The organism is Evansella halocellulosilytica, from assembly GCF_002335745.1.
GTDB classification, from domain to species: Bacteria; Bacillota; Bacilli; order Bacillales; family Salisediminibacteriaceae; genus Bacillus_CA; species Bacillus_CA halocellulosilytica.
This window is the reverse complement of sequence record NZ_NIST01000001.1, coordinates 2010467-2023932: the sequence shown is the minus strand read 5'-3', so window position 1 is coordinate 2023932 and position 13466 is coordinate 2010467. Positions and strand designations below refer to the sequence as shown.

Here is a 13466-nt window from a genome sequence, read left to right as displayed (position 1 = left end):
AGCTTTGAATGGAGGTATGTATGATACTAATATCGGGGGTCCCGTTTCAACACAATGAAAATTTGCAGCTCGATCGAGTTGAAGAATCAATCGTTCAACGTATGCTTCATGCTCCCACCCATTATTCATATCATTCGGTCGATGGCTTGTTGTTTGAACTCAACGTACGAAAAAACATGATCGAAAGTGCAAACGAAATGAATGAAGGAGAATCTCTGTTTGTAAGTTTCGAAGAGCACAGATGCAATCCAAATTACTGGCAATTAACGATGGAAGGAGGGTTCTTGTTAAGACCTGATGTGCAGCCGGCTGATGCGATTCAGGATATTTTTAGGAACAGTACACTCTATGCATTTGAATGTGCAACTGCTGCTGTCATCCTCTTATACTATGCCACTTTAAAAAGCATTGGCAGAAATTTATTTAATTCTTTGTTTCGCGAGCTTTATCTTTATAGCTGGCATACTGACCCTGACCTTGGTATTGTCACCTTTTATTCGAATCATTTTTTACCCGGTGATGTTATTTATTTTAATAATCCAGACTTTCACCCACATACTCCATGGTTTAGAGGCCTTAATGCGGTCCTTCTCGACGATGGGAGATACTTCGGACATGGTTTTTCGATAAGGACGCAGGAACAAATCATAGAAATTTTAAATGACATGAGAAGTCCGGGCAGTTATCGATCGGCTTATTTGACAAATTTAGTAACAAGACCTTCGTTTACTTATTTAGCCAGCTTAGTAAGTCAGCAAACACGTCATCGCGCAAACAAAATGCTGCATCCTATTGTATACCATCATGAAAGCTCCATATCATATATCAAATATTTGTATTATCTATCTAACGGAAATCATCATTAATGCGTTAACATCCATTTTCCCGAACGGACATGTATCTATTAAGTTCCTTGTTGTATCGTCGTATTACCCATTATACCCACCCATTTTTTGTATAGACGGGCTCCAATTTCAGCTCTGAGAGTAGTATATAGGTATAAACATACTAACTCAACGAAGGGAAGTGTGAAAATGTATTCTAATGTAAACGCACCTCCGACTCTCGGAGCAAATATTCATCCAAATATTCCACCTATGCCTACTCAAGTAGCTCCAGCTTATGGCTATGATGACCATGCTTTTGGTTATGGCTATCCAGCTCCGGCTCGTCATACCAATTATTTTACTTTAATTGTCGTATTGTTTGTCTTATTAATCATTGTTGGTGTAAGTTGTTTTCCCTATAAAGTAAAAGACTGCTAACTTACTCCCCTCTATTCGAAAAAAATCCCTGTGCGGTACACACTCGTGCAGGGATTTTTTCTATGGAAAAGACATAATAAGGAACAAATTCCCTTTATTAGGTACCTACTACTTTTCAACCTGCGACAAATACTTCACATATCCAGCGTGTATGCTGCGATACATGAGATGCTAGTACGTTTGCTTCGATATTTCTTTATTGAGAAACCCATTCTTTTCTCGCTTTCCTTTTAGCATTTTGACGCTTTTCCTTAATCAATATCACTCCAATTAAGCCCAACACGGAAAAGATCACTGGGGTGAGGAAGCCGTAGTAGTATCCATCACCAAAACTACCTGAAGTTGACTGAAAATAATCCAATATATAACCAAAAATGCTTGGCAGCAAAACTGCGCTTAGAAATCCACCTGTATTCGCAAATCCAGTGACAATGCCCGATTCTGTAACCGGAAAAGATTGGCGTACGACTGCAAACGTTAAGGAATTTGCTCCAAACCCAAAGCCAATGATAAAGAAAAGGATAATTAGTAAGTAAAATGGCGGATGCTCACTAAACAAAAGAAAAGTAGACCAACACAATAAAACCGTAATATGAAAAACAATATAAGGCCGTTTAATTGTTTTTAAACAGCTCGAAACCCAACCAATTAAAGGGGCACCAATAAGTGCTCCTATCAGACTAAGCATGATGAGCTTACTAGCATCTATGCGTGTCATTCCATACACATCCATCGCATATGGCACTGCCCACGAACCGATAAACCCTAAATACCCTCCAACAATCCCAAAGTGACAAAAGAATAAGGCCCATGCCTGACGAGCCGAAAATATTCTTCTCAGTAAAACCGATGTTTTTTCATGTTGTCTTTTATTTTTTACAAATACCGATTGTTTTGTTTTTTTTACAAGAACCAAATAAAGAAAAAGACTACATAAACATAAAAGTATCCCAGCTAAAAGAAAGGCTTCCCTCCAGCCAAGTAAGACAATTAATACAGAGAAAGGTACTGTTGCCAATAGAAAACCAAGACTTCCTGTCATTCCTGCAAAACCAATTAATCGAGTAAATTCCTTCTCATTAAACCACTGGCTCAAAATTAACACCATGTTTACCCAGATGGTCGCATCCCCTATTCCTGTTAGGATCCTAGCAAAAATTAAGACAAATTCATGTGTACCAAAACTATAAACGATAGTACCTACACCTGTAAGCGCGGCACCTATTATGAGAAAAAAATTAGGTCCATAACGATCAGCCAAAAACCCCATTGGAATTTGCAAACTAGTGTATACGAAAAATTGGATACTTGTCACGAATCCAATCGTCGAAGCTGTTACACTAAAGTCCAGCATCAATTAGTCTGTCATTAATCTCGGAGCTGTTCGTTGACTGGACATCATTAAATAAGCAAACAATACAGAAGCAAATATCCCCCATCTAAGTTTACTTCTTTTCTTCTCCAATGATATCTACTCCTGTGAGCTTTTACACTACTGTAACAGTAGAAACAGTATTTGATAGGTTAGGGAATTTATTGACAAACAAGAGAACTTTCCCATTCAGAAAAGCTCTCCATCATGATGAATTATTCTTTTATTAATAAAGCGACACATTCTACGTGAATTGTGTTCGGAAATAAATCAACTGGCTGAACCATTTTCAACGTATAACCGAATGGCACCAGCTCTTTAATATCTGTCGCAAACGAGTCAGGATTACACGATACGTACACAATACGTTCCGGCCCAGAACGACCAATTTTTCTCATCACTTTACCGCCTGCACCGGATCGTGGAGGGTCAAGTAACAATAGCTCTGGATTGCCAAAGCTCTCTAGCACCTGGTCAATTCCTTTCCTTGCATCCTTCGCTAAAAAATGAGTGTTTGAAATCCCATTATCTTCGGCATTCCGCTTAGCTGATTCAATTGAACTCTCGACAATTTCAATGCCAGCAAGCTCCGCGACCCGACTAGCAAATGGTAGTGAAAAGGTACCAACACCACAGAACAGGTCAATCATTTTTTCGGATTCCTTTGGATCTCCGATTTCTAGTGCAAGTTCCACTAACTTTTCAGCTTGTGTCGGGTTCGTTTGGAAAAAGGTATCAAACCAAAGGCGATAGCGATAGCCAGCCAATTCATCATAAATAAAATCACGGCCAGCGAGAATATGGCTCTCTTCTGATTGAACACGGTCTGCTACATCATTATTTTCCATCCACATGAAGCTTTTCACCTGTGGGAACTTTTCACCGATTCGTTTCACTAAATCATCAACGGCCTTTTTTAGATTTCCAGTAGGAGATTCTGTTGCAAACAACGCTAGCATGATTTCATTCGTCGCAAATGATTGTCTCACCATTAAGTGACGAAGTAATCCTTCATGAAGGTCTTTATTATACCCTTTTAATTCATATTGCTTCGCCCATCTTGCTACTTCCATTGCAGCCTCGACCATCTCAACGCCCGCAATTAAGCATGTCTCTAGCGAAATCACTTTACGCCAATTTCCTTGCTCGTGTAAACCAAGTTCACCATCTGGCGAAAAAGTAAACTCCATTTTATTACGATAATGCCACGGATTATCCATGCCGATTGTCTCGCGAACGAGACTAGAATCAAACCCTTGAGAAGTAACAGCTTCTTTCACATGTTCCATCTTCTCTTTAAGTTGTCCCTCGTAACGCCAATGCTGCCATACACAGCCACCGCAACGATCAAAGTGCGGACATTCAGGGGTGATTCTTTCTGGATGCTCCTCTAAAATCTCTTCTGGCATCACTTTTCTTTTTCTGCTTTTCGTTTTGTCGACTGTCACACGCACTGTTTCTCCTGGAAGCGTTTGTGGAATGATCAGCTTTAATTTCTTTGGATTTCCTTCCTCATTTTCACGCCATACCGCAGCTAAGCCCGATCCTTTTCGATCTAATTTATCTATTTTTGCATCAAACGTTTTTCCGACTTGTTCAGACATAGTTGTCACTCCTTTAAACACTTTATCTATTGGCTATCCTGAAAAACATGGCGGGGTCTTTTTCAATTCATTTTAGTTCAGCTCTTATTTTTTCTCTCCACTTAATTATGTTTTCTATTGCATTTTTTTCTCCGCCTAAGTAAATTTGTTCAATTGTCATTGACCATAATTTAGGTGTACGCTTTCTTTCTTCATTTGGGAGGGGATTTGTTATTTTACTTATATTGGTTACTCTCTCCCGATTTTTCTTGAGAATATAAGCAGTATCCCAGTCATTATCAAAAGCGTCAGTAAATAAATGAATCAAATGCTTGTAACCTTCTGGTGTATAGTTTGATGGGTGTTGTATCATGTAACATGAAACAAGCCAAAAATGTAAAGTATATAATTCTGGGTCATTATGCTCCCAAGCAAGAGGAAAACAAAATAATTCATAACAGGAAAAACCATCTATTTCCTTTGCCCCACATTCAATACATCTACCAGACTCCATAGTCGTATTATTATCAACCATAAAATGACTCCTCTGAAAAAATAGCTGTTTTCCTACAAGTTTATATTATGACGTACCGTTAAGGTAAACGTATAATTTTTTTATTAACATATTTTGGACGTAGATCAGTAAGCATCGCTTTAAATGGTTTTCCACACGAAAATCCGATTACCCGTTCAAATTTGCTTTTGCTAGATTCATTTTCATTCTTCATCTTACAGAGTGCGTCTATGAAAAATTCAATTATAGCTCTTTAAGCATACTTATTTATTATAATGTACTATCAAAAAAACATAACTGAAAGATAATAACAATTATTTTTTCTGTTGTAAAATCTTTGTCTTTATAAACATTTTTCTCTTAAGCTAGCCTGAAAATAACATTTGCTAATCATTCACTCTCTTTCGTCCACAAAAAGAAGATGAATATTAACTAAAGATAAGACAAAAGAAGAATTAATGGAAAACTTACAAACTGGGGTCCTAAGAGGAGATGAAGAATGAAAGGGAAAGTAAGACATGTCATTTGCTTTTGTTAAGTCGTTCGTTCATAAAATGAACAGGGGATTTTGAAACTATGACTGCTATCATTCATTAGAACGTTCGACTTGAAGCCTTTCTAACTGAAAGCATGTGAATGATAAAAAATCCACATGCTCAGTTAATCATCGGCAGACGACTTTATCGACTAAAACCTAAATAACAACATATATAGCACAAGAAGTCCTATCGTTGTTATCGAAGAAAGTGTAATCATTTTGCGATTTTGTTTTTTAAAGCCAACTACAACCATAATAATAGCCATAATGATAAGAAGTGTGACGAATATCTTCATTGACATACCTCCCATTGATGATTACTAACAGTCTAACATAATCTAAATGAGTACGGACAAGACATTGTGTCGATGACCTGCATTTATTTTCATAGTATAGATTGAACCCCATAATGTTTTTACTGCACCTACTCTCCCTATTACAAATCAAAAAAGACTGCTAAGGTAGATTGATTCTATATCATTGTAGAGATTCCCAACTAGGTGCTACGCTAATCATTGTTTTAGCGTCCCCATACTTCTTCATCCTTATGTTAAAATAATAGAATCGTTTATGTAGTAGCATTTCGAATCTTTGTATTTTATCATTCTCATAGATTTGCAAATCAATTCAGTGCAGGAGTGAATATTAATAATGAACAAAAAAGACATCGCACATATACGCAAGCAATTTAAAGCAAATAACGACTCACTCAAAATTCGCGATATGTTTACCGTTTATGTTATGAAGGAATCTAGTGAAATCTATCACCATCAAAGTCAGCCTTTCGAAATGCTTGATCCAGACCAACAAGAGTTATTTTTCAATAGCTTTAAAAAAACACTTGGCGGTCGATTAGATGAAAAGTTGTTTGAACTAAAGTTTAAGCGAAATACAGAAGACAATAGTCAGCTTATTTTGCATCAAGGTTTATTAAGTGACGATACGGAGGACTGGAAAGCACAAATGCTTCGTATCGTTGAGAAATTGCTACAAAATCGCCAATACGAAATGGATGTTGTTATTACCTTTATTCGCGGTGAATATTTTAAGCCTGCGAAACGGAAAAATGAAGAGGCTGAAGAAAGTGAACGAGATTCCGTTTATACTCATCCGTTTATTTTATGTACAATGAATAGCACCCAAGATCCAAAAAAAGAATTGCTTTTTGACTATGTCGGTAAAGAATTTAAGTACAACATTGTCGTTGACCCGATTATCAATTTAAACGCTCCGATCGGAGGTTTTCTCTTCCCGTGTTTTACCGATAGTGGTGCTGATGTAAACCATGTTCTTTATTCAGCAGGAAAAGCAAATGAGCCCGACTATCTGTTCATAGAGGAAGTCTTAAATGGCGAAGAAGCGATGACAGCAGCGGAAGACAAAATTGTTTTTGAAGAAATCGTCAAAAACGTCACAGGTGATCAGCTCAATCCAGCGACCCTTTCTAACGTGTATGAAAATATTCATCGGGTCGTTGAAGAAAATGAGGAAGAGGAAGATCCAAAGCTAGATTACAAAGACGTGGAACAGGTTTTAAAACAAAGCGGAGTGAAGGATATTGAAACGGAACAAGTCGAATCCGCATTCCAAAGAGTGATCAATGACAATCAATATGAAATAAAGGCAAGCAATATCGTACCAAAATATACGTCGAAATCAATTAAAATCGAAACGAAGGTCGCGAACGTATCGATTAGTCCTCAGGATTTAAGCTACGTCAGACAGATCAACTTTGAAGGGAAACGCTACCTTATGATCGAAGTAGAAGAAGACACTGTCATTGACGGGTTTACGATGATTCCAGAAGTTTTAGGTGAAAAAGTAGAATAACGTCCATTTTGAAAGTGTCTGCCCTCCCCCGTTAGGAAGGCAGGCATTTTTTGACTTGTAATGGATCGAAAGAGCTGGAGCACCATACCTTGATACCAGCTAAAACTTTTAAATACGAGGCACCATTCTTCACCGGACAATAAGGGACTCTAGTGCGGTTACAAAATATCTATCAGCTTATTCGTTAAAGAATAGTAAAGAAACGTAGACTGAGTTCACAACTGAATAACCCCTATACAGCAAACATCGTGAAGAAGTGATAACAGTGAAAATTCATAAAATTCAATAAAATACCTAGACCATTAGTCGTTGTCTTTTATAGGTAACAGCTCTCTCCCAATCAAATATACCTATGACCAATAAATGAAATAACCATTCAATTTCCATAAAACGCTTACATTTATATTATAACAAAAAATAGATTCGACCGATATAATTCTTCTTTTTCTAACGGTAAAATAGATATTGCAGCATGAATAGACATACATAAACTGACAATCTGTATAATTAAGGGGGGATTTTTTTACTTAATTGTTTCGCCTTACTAAAAATATGAAAAGGAGATGTTTTTTTTGAAAAAGACTATAACACTTGTATTATCATTTATTCTTCTTTTGTCATTTGCAATTTTACCAGCACAGACCGGAGCAGTAGGGGAAGGACCGAACTATAACGGTAATGAAACAATTAAAAACGAAAGATTAGCAAGCTATGAAGATATGGTAGATCAGCTAGAGCGTGCAGCTAGTCGCTCTCAACATATAGAGTTGGAAGTGTTCGGACAGTCCGTACAGGAACGTGATTTACACTTAGTGAAATTCGGAAATAACCCGGATAACCCGACAATTTTATTCCTTACACAACAGCATGGGAATGAAGCGTTAGTCACTGAGGCGGCGCTAAATGTTATTCGAGACCTTTCAAATAACAAAAAAGCGAACAGAGAGCTAGCAGATGAAGTGAATGTTCTTTTTGTACCTAGGTTAAACGTCGACGGTGCAGAAGGAGACGTGAACTTTGATATCTCTCATTACGTCGGTGGAGGACAAGCTACTCGATTAAATGCTAACGGAGTAGACTTGAACCGTGACCACGTCGATCGTCTAGAGCCGGAAACTTATGCGTTACACACAAATGTGTTGCAGCAGTATGACATTGACTATTTAGTAGATTTCCACCATCAAGGAACACAGTCTGCAGTTGATGACAAATATGTGTCTGGTTCAATTCTTTATCCAACGAACGAAGATGTTGATCCACAAGTCGTTGAAATGTCCAAGCAGCTAGGTTCTGTTATGTATGATGCAGTTGAGGACAGAGGATTTGGCCACTTGGGAAAATATAATGGTGGTTCTGCGACAACCATTTCAAGAAACGGGCTTGCATACGAGTATGACATTGCTACGTTATTATTTGAAATGAGAGGGATGACTGATCACGAATATGAGCCTTATGTCCTTGGCCAGAAGAGCAATGGTTACTTAATACAGCAAGGTGTCGTATCAATCAACGCAGCAATTGAAGCCATTGCTGATGGTTCTATTAACTCTGCTGACATTAGCTTCTGGGATACTCTCCCATTCCAAGGAACTAAATCTGAATAAGAAAACGAAGGGCAGGAGTTGTTAAAGCTTCTGCCCTCTTTCCTTTTCCAAGTATCCTTCTGTATAGAAGTGAACCGACTCTGCAGCGAGTTGTATTGTTGCTGTTCCATATCAGTTAGCCTAAAAGATAAGAAAGTAAGATATTCTTGATAGTTGACTTTACATGAATGAAATCTATTTTTACGAGTTCAATAACTGATGTTTACGTTAATCAGACGGTTTCGTACGTCGCTTAAAAACATGTGAATGAAGCGATGAATCTAAGGTCGATTCCGAAATATACCCAAGAGAATCCTGTCCATCGAAATCCTGCTACAGAAGTTCGTCCGACAAAGATTGGGTAGAACCAAAACTGTTGTCTATTCGTTAGCCATACATACGTAAAGCGGAACAAACATCTGCGAATAGCTCCAGGATCAACTGCTAACAAGCCAATATCTGCAGTCGGAGCCGGAGTAAATGCCGGTGGTCGTCCTGGCGGGCCAAAAGGCGGTCTTCCACCCGGAGGTCCAGGTGGTGATGGCGGTCCTGGAGGGCCAACCGGTGGTCCAAAAGGTGGCCTTCCATCCGGTGGTCCTGGTGGTCCAAATGGCGGTCTTCCTGGTGGCCAAATCCCAATTTGAAACTGCCTCTCTAGATCATCAGCTTCACTCACGTACTGTTCCTGCATTGGTTGAAGATCATTTCCATAACTATTTCCATCAAAAGATTGTTGGTTATAATCATATGGGTACAAGCGATTACCTCCCCTTATATAGGTCATTAACACGTAGGTCAATATCATCCTATGACAAAGCGAAAACAAATCATCTTGTACCGAAATAAATAGGCTAACGTTTATGTGATTCACTATGTTCGATTCATGACGACGTAAAAATAATCTCGAATCGAATAAAAAACAAAGCCTCCGCTTAAGGCTTTGTATTAAATGATGCTTTATTTTCTTTGTGTAATTTACGATATTCGACGATCCCGTATATCATGATAACAGCGGGAATTACAAAGACAGATCCGATGAGTACTTCATAAGAAAAACTGTTTACGACGAAATCAATAGGTGCAACTAAAACTTCCATGAATTGTCCAAATGACATTTCCACTCCCCCCCTTTGTAATGTATACTTCAAGCCGCAAAAAGATATTTCTAGTTTTTTTCAAATATCAACCATCAGGGGAAAAATGGACAATGTCCATGGAATTAACTAAAACGTCAGCCTATGAGAATAAAGTACGCCAAACACGGCCAATTTTGCAGAAATATGTTTACGTTGCATGATTTACAAAGAGGGAATTCTACTAATAAGTACTCGTATATAATCAATTAAACGAAGCTCCACCGATTACACGTCCCAACTTTATCCACTAGAATCATTGCATTATTTTTCAGGAGGGAGAGTATTACAGCTTCTAGTCATTCGGACGTTCCATCCTCCAATGTTCATTCTTTTCACGTTAATTTCATCAATTACTAGGTTCATTTTTACGAATTTTGCGAGATAAAAGTTTCTAACTTTTACCCTTATTTGCGGACACAAAAATAGCGACAGTTGTACAACTATCGCCTCTTATTGACTCACAGCTATTCCTTTTTTCTTATAACGTATATTCACGACGAACCTAACTATTAAGTAAATGATAAATACATTCAATACATAAGTTGCAGGATTTATATGTAAACCAGCATTTCCAGAAAAAAAGTTATTAAAAAACCATCCACTGCTAGGTTGTCGTTGATAAATTGTTATGTATTCTAACGGAAAACCATAAGTATAACTTCCGATACCATCATTCATAAAAGGACTCGGTATAAAAAACGGAATAAAAAAACAAACTAGCAAACTCCAAGTCATATGTTTCTTGTTTAACCTTTTCACACAATCCCTCCTTTTATAATGACCGTAAAAATTGGTTTATGTAGATAACACTTAAAACTTCCTTATCCACATTCCTTCAATAAAAAAGCTCTACTTCCTGCTTGAAGTAAAGCTCTCCGATTAATTAAAAGTATCTTACACAGTACTGGTTAATAATATTAATAAGGAAACGTTATTTTAAATAAACTTGTAATACAACTTCATTTCCGTAAGACCAAACAATGTTCTCCCCCGATCGTTTAACATTTGTTGAATATTATATCCCTGCTAAAGTGAAATATCTTTGACTATAATAGATTTGATCAGACTGATTAACTGGAAAGTTCGTAAGTATGAAGTATACATAACAATAATGGAACATAGTTATTCTCTTCAATAAAATGAATTTCCATGTTACGAGGAGGTAAACTTTTGTCAAACTTCATCTCGACAATTTTATTACCATTTTTTATTACAGTTGTAGTCTTACTACCAAAAACTCGTTCTATTTTATAATTATCTGAACCTATACTGAATTTTGCTTTAGGATGTGTTCTCACAACTCTTATATCTTGTAATCTAATAGCCTCATCATTTTTATGTTGATGATCGTATATGTCCCATTTCGGTCTACCTAATGTAAAAATATCTTTAGATTTTGCAACTAACTTTCCGTGTTTTTTTACTAGAACATTTGATACGAATCCAGGCATTAATATGCTTAAAAACTTTTGAAAATTATTATTATAATACTTTTTCAATGTAAAAACTTCTTCACCAGTGTGATCTTTTACTTTAATCTCTTTTGTTGAATTAGTGAGTGCTGGCATACCGTACTCTATTCGTTTCATCATTCACACTTCTTTCTACTTATTTAAATCGAATACAACCTTTTGTCGAATTTAAGATTAATAGAAAAAATATAACAATTATACTGTTGTTAAGCCATCCTCCCCATTATTTAAAAGCTCAATAACAGCTAAAATTGCATTGAACGTAAATGTTCCGAAATAGAGAAAATTTCAGTGGAAATAACTACATTTGTTCACGACTATTTTAACATAAAAAATATAATATTTAACAAGTTTCTTCCAAATCTTGATTAGTTTAAGTTCGAACAAGTAAAGGAGTGCTCCGCCCACTTCGGAGAAAAAGCAATTGAAATTTGCTCCTTTTAAAAGAATCAGAAAAGCAAACCACGAAGAAATTCGATGTGCCATATTGACCGGACTTTTTGAACATCATCTTAAAGAGGAACGATCTCCCTTTTTTAACAAAAGAGCATCCGAAAAAAAGAGAATCTTCCCACCAGTAAATCAGCCTCTCATTTTCCCATAATCTGTATAAGAACGATATTATTAACCCCTATCAATTTTCATTTTCTAGTCTATTAGACGGAAATCACACCCCGTTTCACAAATCATTCTAGTGTTATAGTAAAATAGACTTTTAAATTGTTACATAAATATCATAATTCTATTACAAGGTTGTCACACTTGGCTGGTATTGTTAATGTAGCTTACTATTTTTACAAGTTATACGAGGAGGATGACAGCGTGCTAAGAAAAGTCATCATAATCACTATGTTCAGCGGATTTATACATATGTTCATCGCTGGCGGAGTCTTTGCGACAGAAGCACTTGTGGATGAAGAGAAGCAAGTCCAAGAAGAACGTGAGGCGATCCAATCAGAGCTTGAGGATGCTGAAGACTTACTTTTAGAGTTAGTACGAGAACGCGAACAATTAAATCACGAGGTTTTAGAACTTGACGAAGCGATTAAAGCTAAAGAAAAAAGAATTGATGAGATAGAAAACAAAATTAAGGACAATGAAGAAGAGATTAACCATTTGGAATCTGAAATTGAGTTACTTGAGAAAGATATCGACCACCGTTTTGAGTTATTAAAAGATAGAGCTAGATCTTATCAAAGAAATGGAACGTCTACTGCTTCCTATTTAGAAGTTATTTTAGGGGCTGAGAATTTTGGTGATTTCGTTAGTCGCGTTTTTAGTATCAACCAAATAGCAGAAGCAGACAATCACTTTATCGAACAGCTTGAATTAAGACAGCAAGAGCTTGCTGATGTGCATAGTGACTATGAAGAAACGTTACATAACCTAGTCAATCAAGCCATTGAGCTGGATGAAATTCATGAAAAGATTGAAGAACAACGAGAAGAAACAGTTCAATTACGAGACAAGATGGAAGCGAATGAGGCAGAGCAAGAAGCTCTCATCAGTCAATTAATGAATGAGGATCATGAATTAGCTTCTAAAGAGAATTCGCTGCGCGATCAAATTGAAGAATTACGTCTTCAAGAAGAAGCGCGTTTAGAAGCTGAAAGGCAAGCTAAGTTAGAGGCTAAAAAAGAGGAAGAAAAACGTAATAGCAGTCCTACTGTCAGCAGGTCAAATCCTTCAACAAGCCCTAGTGAAGACGAAAGTTCAAATTCGGATGAAAACGATTGGAGGACCTTCACAGCGACAGCTTACACGGCAAATTGCGACGGGTGTTCAGGTGTAACGAGTACGGGACTTGACTTAGAAGCAAACCCTAATGCAAAAGTCATTGCCGTCGATCCAAACGTCATTCCATTAGGATCACGTGTTGAAGTGAAAGGGCTTGGAACTTTTTTAGCTGCAGACACTGGCAGCGCCATTGTTGGAAATAAAATCGACATCTTTATGAATGACCGCTCTGATGCATTAGCATTCGGAAGGCAGCCTGTACAAATACGCGTGTTGGAATAATTTATTAGGAAAAGCCCAAGCGCCCTCTCCCACGAGCTAAAAGCTCTGGAGAACCGGCATGCAAGTAGTCCGAACTTAGACTTCAAATGACGGTTCGAAGCGACCTCGAGCGAGTGGGCGCTGGAGAGACAACAATCCAGGAGAAAAATTATAT

General features: G+C 37.3%; 12 protein-coding genes and 1 pseudogene. 5 read left to right on the top strand and 8 right to left on the bottom strand.

What is annotated here, in order from left to right:
• Positions 1 to 20 precede the first annotated feature (20 nt).
• Both CD001_RS09605 and CD001_RS09600 read left to right on the top strand, forming a co-directional pair.
• Positions 21 to 866 carry a protein-glutamine gamma-glutamyltransferase gene (locus CD001_RS09605; RefSeq protein WP_096187313.1) on the top strand — a complete coding sequence of 282 codons (846 nt, stop codon included), beginning with the start codon at positions 21 to 23 and terminating at the stop codon, positions 864 to 866.
• A 168-nt stretch (positions 867 to 1034) separates the two neighbouring features.
• Positions 1035 to 1265: a YjcZ family sporulation protein gene (locus CD001_RS09600; protein ID WP_096187311.1), complete on the top strand. Its 231-nt coding sequence runs from the start codon at positions 1035 to 1037 to the stop codon at positions 1263 to 1265.
• A 196-nt stretch (positions 1266 to 1461) separates the two neighbouring features.
• Here CD001_RS09600 and CD001_RS09595 read toward each other — a convergent pair.
• From CD001_RS09595 to CD001_RS26375, 4 genes and pseudogenes are all read right to left on the bottom strand, one after another.
• Positions 1462 to 2730 (bottom strand): annotated as a pseudogene (locus CD001_RS09595) (MFS transporter).
• Positions 2731 to 2852: 122 nt separating this feature from the next.
• Complete coding sequence (rlmD, locus tag CD001_RS09590; RefSeq protein WP_096187309.1) at positions 2853 to 4241, bottom strand: 23S rRNA (uracil(1939)-C(5))-methyltransferase RlmD; 1389 nt, start codon at positions 4239 to 4241, stop codon at positions 2853 to 2855.
• 67 nt (positions 4242 to 4308) lie between these two features.
• On the bottom strand, positions 4309 to 4755 hold the full coding sequence (locus CD001_RS09585; protein ID WP_096187307.1) for a DUF5946 family protein: 447 nt from the start codon (positions 4753 to 4755) through the stop codon (positions 4309 to 4311).
• A gap of 666 nt (positions 4756 to 5421) precedes the next feature.
• Positions 5422 to 5568: a hypothetical protein gene (locus CD001_RS26375; RefSeq protein ID WP_179298685.1), complete on the bottom strand. Its 147-nt coding sequence runs from the start codon at positions 5566 to 5568 to the stop codon at positions 5422 to 5424.
• Between the two features lie 355 nt (positions 5569 to 5923).
• Here CD001_RS26375 and CD001_RS09580 point away from each other — a divergent pair, with 355 nt between their 5' ends.
• Positions 5924 to 7102: a DUF4317 domain-containing protein gene (locus CD001_RS09580; RefSeq protein WP_096187306.1), complete on the top strand. Its 1179-nt coding sequence runs from the start codon at positions 5924 to 5926 to the stop codon at positions 7100 to 7102.
• 572 nt (positions 7103 to 7674) lie between these two features.
• Complete coding sequence (locus CD001_RS09575) at positions 7675 to 8706, top strand: M14 family zinc carboxypeptidase (protein ID WP_407081101.1); 1032 nt, start codon at positions 7675 to 7677, stop codon at positions 8704 to 8706.
• Between the two features lie 232 nt (positions 8707 to 8938).
• Here the strand turns inward: CD001_RS09575 and CD001_RS26370 are convergent, their stop codons facing one another.
• From CD001_RS26370 to CD001_RS09555, 4 genes are all read right to left on the bottom strand, one after another.
• Entirely contained in the window at positions 8939 to 9442 is a 504-nt protein-coding gene (locus tag CD001_RS26370; protein WP_257009761.1) for a hypothetical protein, read from the bottom strand.
• A 175-nt stretch (positions 9443 to 9617) separates the two neighbouring features.
• On the bottom strand, positions 9618 to 9800 hold the full coding sequence (locus CD001_RS09565; RefSeq protein WP_096187302.1) for a hypothetical protein: 183 nt from the start codon (positions 9798 to 9800) through the stop codon (positions 9618 to 9620).
• A gap of 471 nt (positions 9801 to 10271) precedes the next feature.
• Positions 10272 to 10580 carry a hypothetical protein gene (locus tag CD001_RS09560; RefSeq protein WP_096187299.1) on the bottom strand — a complete coding sequence of 103 codons (309 nt, stop codon included), beginning with the start codon at positions 10578 to 10580 and terminating at the stop codon, positions 10272 to 10274.
• Positions 10581 to 10891: 311 nt separating this feature from the next.
• On the bottom strand, positions 10892 to 11413 hold the full coding sequence (locus CD001_RS09555; protein ID WP_142303569.1) for a tubby C-terminal domain-like protein: 522 nt from the start codon (positions 11411 to 11413) through the stop codon (positions 10892 to 10894).
• A 702-nt stretch (positions 11414 to 12115) separates the two neighbouring features.
• Between CD001_RS09555 and CD001_RS09545 the strand changes: the two genes are divergently transcribed.
• Positions 12116 to 13312: a PcsB-like coiled-coil domain-containing protein gene (locus CD001_RS09545; protein WP_257009760.1), complete on the top strand. Its 1197-nt coding sequence runs from the start codon at positions 12116 to 12118 to the stop codon at positions 13310 to 13312.
• Positions 13313 to 13466 lie beyond the last annotated feature (154 nt).

Excerpts from the sequence above, each read along its gene's own strand:
- CD001_RS09585 (WP_096187307.1), bottom strand. The coding sequence starts at position 4,755 with ATGGTTGATAATAATACGACTATGGAGTCTGGTAGATGTATTGAATGT.
- CD001_RS09600 (WP_096187311.1), top strand. The coding sequence starts at position 1,035 with ATGTATTCTAATGTAAACGCACCTCCGACTCTCGGAGCAAATATTCAT.
- CD001_RS09605 (WP_096187313.1), top strand. The coding sequence starts at position 21 with ATGATACTAATATCGGGGGTCCCGTTTCAACACAATGAAAATTTGCAG.
- CD001_RS09565 (WP_096187302.1), bottom strand. The coding sequence starts at position 9,800 with ATGTCATTTGGACAATTCATGGAAGTTTTAGTTGCACCTATTGATTTC.
- CD001_RS26375 (WP_179298685.1), bottom strand. The coding sequence starts at position 5,568 with ATGAAGATATTCGTCACACTTCTTATCATTATGGCTATTATTATGGTT.
- CD001_RS09580 (WP_096187306.1), top strand. The coding sequence starts at position 5,924 with ATGAACAAAAAAGACATCGCACATATACGCAAGCAATTTAAAGCAAAT.
- CD001_RS09555 (WP_142303569.1), bottom strand. The coding sequence starts at position 11,413 with ATGATGAAACGAATAGAGTACGGTATGCCAGCACTCACTAATTCAACA.
- rlmD (WP_096187309.1), bottom strand. The coding sequence starts at position 4,241 with ATGTCTGAACAAGTCGGAAAAACGTTTGATGCAAAAATAGATAAATTA.